General features: G+C 77.4%; 4 protein-coding genes. 1 reads left to right on the forward strand and 3 read right to left on the reverse strand.

Annotation, left to right across the window (positions count from 1 at the left end):
• Window positions 1-933, forward strand: a 933-nt coding sequence (locus tag AB6N23_RS17330) for a hypothetical protein (RefSeq protein WP_412867217.1), incomplete at its 5' end; no start/stop codon positions are given.
• Window positions 934-1,023: 90 nt separating this feature from the next.
• Here the strand turns inward: AB6N23_RS17330 and AB6N23_RS17335 are convergent.
• The 3 genes from AB6N23_RS17335 to AB6N23_RS17345 all read right to left on the reverse strand — a co-directional run bounded on the left by AB6N23_RS17335 (window position 1,024) and on the right by AB6N23_RS17345 (window position 4,483).
• Complete coding sequence (locus AB6N23_RS17335) at window positions 1,024-2,493, reverse strand: IPT/TIG domain-containing protein (RefSeq protein WP_412867218.1); 1,470 nt, start codon at window positions 2,491-2,493, stop codon at window positions 1,024-1,026.
• A 206-nt stretch (window positions 2,494-2,699) separates the two neighbouring features.
• Window positions 2,700-3,500: an ABC transporter permease gene (locus AB6N23_RS17340; RefSeq protein WP_412867219.1), complete on the reverse strand. Its 801-nt coding sequence runs from the start codon at window positions 3,498-3,500 to the stop codon at window positions 2,700-2,702.
• Window positions 3,497-4,483, reverse strand: a complete 987-nt coding sequence (locus AB6N23_RS17345; protein ID WP_412867220.1) for an ABC transporter ATP-binding protein — start codon at window positions 4,481-4,483, stop codon at window positions 3,497-3,499. The genes AB6N23_RS17340 and AB6N23_RS17345 overlap by 4 nt, the downstream gene beginning before the upstream one ends.
• Window positions 4,484-4,646: the final 163 nt, after the last annotated feature.

Here is a 4,646-nt window from a genome sequence, read left to right on the forward strand (position 1 = left end):
CGGCCGGCGCGGTCGGCGCGGACGGCGCACCGGCGCGCGGTGCCGGTGCTGACCGTCGCGGCGCTCCTCGCGGCAGCGTCAGCCGTGCCCGCCGGCGCGTCCGACCCGAGCGTGTTCGTCTGCAACGCCGAGACGTGGCAGGAGTTCCGCACCCGCACGACGTACCCGGGCGACGTCCTGCTCGACGGCTGCGGCCTGTGGGGTGTGCACGTGCAGGGCGACGTGCACGTGACGGCGCCGCCACCGGAGTTCGGCGGTGACTGGCCGGAGCTGCTGGACGTGCGCGTCGACGGCGACGTGGTCGTGCAGGACGCGATCGTGTGGCTGAGCGACGTGACGGTCGGCGGCGACGTGCTTCTCGTGCGCGCGAACGAGGTCCTCATCAGCGGCCGCGTGGCCGGGCGCGTGCGCGGGACGACCGGGACGCTCTGGTCGTCGGCGGACGTCGGCGGCATCGACGTGCGGTTCGGGACGCGGGACCGGGGCCGTGACTTCCTGCCGGGCGCGGCGCTGGACGACGAGGACGGCGGGCTGCAGCTGCGCGAGGCGCACGTGCGCGGCCCGGTCACGACGCGCGGCGGCGCCGTGACCCTCGCGGAGACGGTCGTCGACGGGCCCCTGACGTCGTCGTCGCCGACGGGGGTGGTGCTGGCCGAGACCGCCGTGGGCGGCGCCGTCACCGTGCGCGACGCGTACGGGAGGGTGGTGCTCGGCGGTCTGCGCCGGTCCGACGGACCCTGGCACTGGATCGACGACGGGCAGCAGCGGCAGAGCCGGTACGGCTCGCTCACGCTCGAGCGCACCCTGGGCCGCGTGGAGGTGGAGCACACGGACGTCACGGGCGACCTGACCTGCGTCGGCAACGCCCTCCCCGTGCTGGTCGACCCGGCGACGACGACGGTGGGCGGTGCGCGCACGGGCGACTGCGCGTGACCTCGGCCGGTGACGACCCGCCGGTGACCTCGTCCGGCACCGATCCGACGCCGTGCGGGGTGCCGACCCGGCAGCGTGCGGCCGCTCGGGTCACCCGTCGGCGCCGCCGCCCGCGACCAGCTCCACCTCCCCCGCCGGGATCGTGCCGGCGGGGAACCAGACGGTGACGCGCGCGCGTCCGGGCGCGTCGACCGGCGCGACGACGGCGGTGACCCACGTGCCGTCGGCGGCGACGCGCACGTCCGCGGCCTCGACACCGCCCACGGTGACGCCCGTCGCGCCGTGCAGCCCGCTGCCCGTGACGGTGATCGTGCCGCCGGTCGTCGGCAGCGTGGCCGGTGCGAGGCCCGTGACCGCGGTGCCGGTGCCGTCCGGGACGTACGTGTAGGCGCCCGGCAGCACGACGTCGCGGCCGGGCAGGACGACGACGAGGTCGACGGTGCCGGGCATGCCGAGGGGGGCCTCGACCACGACCGAGGAGCCGTCCGCAGCCACGTCGAGCACCACCGCGGACGTGCCGCCGAAGGTCACGTCGGTGACGCCGGCCAGGCCCGTGCCCGTCAGGGTCACGTAGGTGCCGCCGGCCGCGGGACCCGCGGTGGGGGTGACGCCGCGGACGGCGCCCTCGCCGTCGCCCCCACCCCCGCCGCCGTCGTCGTAGGTGTACGCGGCGGCGAGGGTCGCGTCGGAGCCGTCGAGCAGGACCGTCGCGTCGACGACACCCGGTGCGTGCGCGGGCGTGCGCACCTCGACCGTCGTCCCGTCCGGGTCGGCGCGCTCGACCGCGACGACCGTGCCGCCGACGTCGACGCCCGTCGCCGTCGCGAGGCCCGAGCCGGTGATCGTGACGACGTCGCCGCCGGCCGTGCCGCCGGTCGCGGGCGTGAGCGCGTCGACGCGGGGTGCGACGTACGTGAGGACGCCCGCGTCGAGCTCGCCGTCGGGCAGGGCGAGGACGACGGGCGCGCCGCCCTCGCCCTCGACGGCCGGTGCCACGAAGGACACGCGCGTGTCGGTGACGACGAGGCCGGACACGGGCAGGCCGCCGACCGTCGCGTCGAGCACGCCGCCGAGGCCCGCGCCGTCGACGGCGACGCGACCGCCGGACGTCGGGAGGGTGTCGGGCGCGATGCCGTCGACGACGGCGCCCGGGCCGTCGCCGACGTAGGTGTACGTGAGCGGCGCCGGGTCGCGCCCCGGGACCGCGACGGTCACGTCGACGGGCCCGGGTTCGTGCGCCGGCGGCACGACCGACAGGGCACCCGGACCGATCCGACGCAGGGCCGTGGCGCGCACGCCGTCGAAGCGCACCGCGGCGGCGGTGCCCACCCGCGGACCCGTCAGCAGCACGCGGGCACCACCGGAGGCCGGCCCGTCGGCCGGGTGCAGCGCCACCGCCGCGGCGTGCCCGCGGTCCACGACCGCGCCGCCGACGACGTCCGCACCACTCGCGGCGCCCGGCCCGGCGACGACGTGCGACCCGGCGACCGCCACGGCCGCGCCGGCGCGCGCGTCCGTCACCGCCCCGCCCACCGCGAGCAGCGCCCCCACGACGTGCACCGCGACCACCCCTCCGACGCCGCGCCGGCCGCGTCCCCCCACCTGCGACATGGAGCCCCCCGCCCCGGGCCGCGTCCGGCCGTCCGGCCGGCGACGCGTCCCCCCGCATCACACCTCTCCGGGTGGCGGGTGCGCGACCCCCGGCGGCGTCCGGATCGTCCCGTTCGGTCGATGTTCACCCGCTGCCCGCCGGGGACCGCCTCCCGTCAGCGGCGCCGGCGGAACAGCAGCCCCGCCCCGACGCGCGCGACGACGAGCAGGGCCAGCCACCAGGCGACCGCGACGGCCACCGCGGAGCCGACGGGCGCGCCGAGCAGCAGCGCCCGCAGCGCGTCCGCGGTGGGCGTCACGGGGTTGAGCCCCGCGACGGTCGCGAGCACGCCGGGCATGGTGGCGACCGGGACGAAGGCGCTCGACAGGTACGGCAGGAACAGGATGACGAACGTGAAGCCGCTCGCCGCCTCCGGCCCGGACGCGACGAGCCCGATCGCCACCGCCACCCACGTGAGCGCGAGCACGTAGACCACGAGCACGCCGAGCGCGGCGGCCCAGTCCCCGGCCGACGCGGCCGGGTCGAACCCGACCAGCAGCGCGACGGCGACGACGAGCGCGGTGGACACCGCGTTGCGCGCGAGGCTCGCCACGACGTGCCCGGTGAGCACCGCACCGGCCGGGACCGGCATGCTGCGGAAGCGGTCGACGATGCCGTTCGTCATGTCGCTCGCGACGTCCACGGCGGTCGTCGCGGCGCCGTACCCGGCGGTGAGCAGCACGATCGCCGGCACGACGAAGTCCACGTACGCGATACCGGTGCTGATCGCGCCGCCGAAGACGTAGACGAACATGAGCAGCAGCACGACGGGCAGCAGCACCGCGAGCAGCAGCGTGTCGAGCTGGCGCGTGGAGCGGCGCAGGCTCCGGCCGACCAGCGCGAGGGTGTCGCGCACGGCGTCGCGCGCGCCCGGCGGCGGCGGGACGGGGCGCGGGGTGAGGTCGAGGACGGTCATCGGGGCTCCTGGTGGGACGGGCGGGACGTGGCGGGCGTGGTCGAGGGCGGGGTGGACGCCGCGGCGCCCGACGCGGCGAGCGCGGGCGAGCGGTCTCCGGCCGGTACGGGGACACCGGCGTCGTGCCCGGTCAGGGCGAAGAAGGCGTCGTCGAGCGTGGGCGTGCGCACCTGCCAGTGCTCGACGGCGAGGCCCCGGTGCTCCACGTCGCCGAGGACGCGCCGCACGTCGGCGACCGTGCCGTCGGTCGCGAGCCGCTCGGTGGTGCCGTCCGCGAGCGCGAGCTCGACGTGCGCCGGTCCGACGGCGGCCTTGAGCTGCGCGGCGGTGCCCTCGGCGACGACGACGCCGCGGTCGATGACCGCCACCCGGTGCGCGAGCGCATCGGCCTCCTCCAGGTACTGCGTCGTGAGCAGGACCGTCCCGCCCGCCGTGACGACGGATCGGACCACGTCCCAGAGCGCCGCGCGGCTGCGCGGGTCCAGTCCTGTGGTGGGCTCGTCCAGGACGAGGACCTGGGGTCGGCTCAGCAGGCTGACGGCGAGGTCGAGGCGCCGCCGCATGCCGCCCGAGTAGGTGCGCACCGTGCGTCGCGCCGCGTCGGTGAGGTCGAAGAGCGCGAGCATCTCGTCGACGCGCGGGCGTGCCTGCTGCCGCGGGAGGTGCGCCAGGCGGGCCGCGAGCCGCAGGTTCTCCTCACCCGTGAGCAGCTCGTCCACGGCGGCGTACTGGCCGGTGAGGCTCAGGGCGGCACGGACGCGGGCCGGCTCGCGGCGCACGTCGAACCCGGCGACGCGGGCCGTGCCGCCGTCCGGCGCGACGAGCGTCGCCAGGATCCGCACCGCCGTCGTCTTCCCCGCGCCGTTGGGCCCCAGCAGGGCGAGGACCTGTCCGCGGCGGGCGGTCAGGTCGACGCCGTCGAGCACGGTCCGGCCGCCGTAGGCCTTGCGCAGGCCGCGGACCTCGATGACGGGCTCGTCCATCGGGCACCTCCTTCTGTGTACGTCGCAAACTGTGTGTGTATGTCATACACACTTGTACGATCGGACGTCAATGGACGAGCACCTCGCGTCTCCGTCGACGACGGCGGACGAGCAGCACCGCGACGCCGCGCGCGCGGCCGCCGACGCCGCCGCGGCGGCGGGC

Source organism: Cellulomonas pasadenensis, assembly GCF_047229365.1.
Lineage (GTDB): Bacteria > Actinomycetota > Actinomycetes > Actinomycetales > Cellulomonadaceae > Cellulomonas.